1 protein-coding gene is annotated in these 515 nt (G+C 74.0%); it reads right to left on the bottom strand.

The features are described from left to right. A partial coding sequence (locus K9U41_RS23080; RefSeq protein ID WP_282643169.1) for an HK97 family phage prohead protease occupies nt 1–419 on the bottom strand: 419 nt, incomplete at its 3' end. Nucleotides 420–515 lie beyond the last annotated feature (96 nt).

Genomic DNA, 515 nt, shown 5'->3' with positions numbered 1-515 from the left:
GCCGGCGGGCGGGCGATGCGCGCCCCCGGCTGCATGGGGAAGGTGACGATGGACACCTCCCACAGGTCGATGCGCGAAAGCCGGCGTAGGCGGGTGCGCGGATCGGTGCGCGCCTCCACCGCCTTGAAGCCGATGGAGAGGCCGTCCAGCGCCCCGTCGCGGATCAGCGCCGCGCAGTCGCGGGCGCGGGCCACGTCGGGGGAGAGGCGGCCGCGCACATAGAGGCCGCGCGTGTCCTCGAATGCCTCGGTCCACACCCCGATGGGCTCGGCCGGATCGTGCTGGTAGAGCAGCCGCACGCCCCCCGCGCCCTGCCGGGCGAGGCTGGCGGCAAAGGCGCCGGGCAGCACCAGGTCGCGGCCGAGATCGGCCACGTCGAACAGGCAGGCATAGCCCTCGATGGGAAAGCCGTCCGCCATGGCTCAGCTCCGCCCGGTGGGGACGGCGGGGGCCTTCTTGCGGCGCCGGCTCTTCTCCAGCCCCCCCCACATCCGGCGCCCCTTTCTAACTTTCGC

Source organism: Xanthobacter autotrophicus (assembly GCF_029991245.1).
Taxonomy (GTDB): Bacteria; Pseudomonadota; Alphaproteobacteria; order Rhizobiales; family Xanthobacteraceae; genus Xanthobacter; species Xanthobacter autotrophicus_C.
The sequence above is the reverse complement of the archived record's forward strand: the minus strand, read 5'-3'. Positions and strand labels throughout refer to the sequence as shown.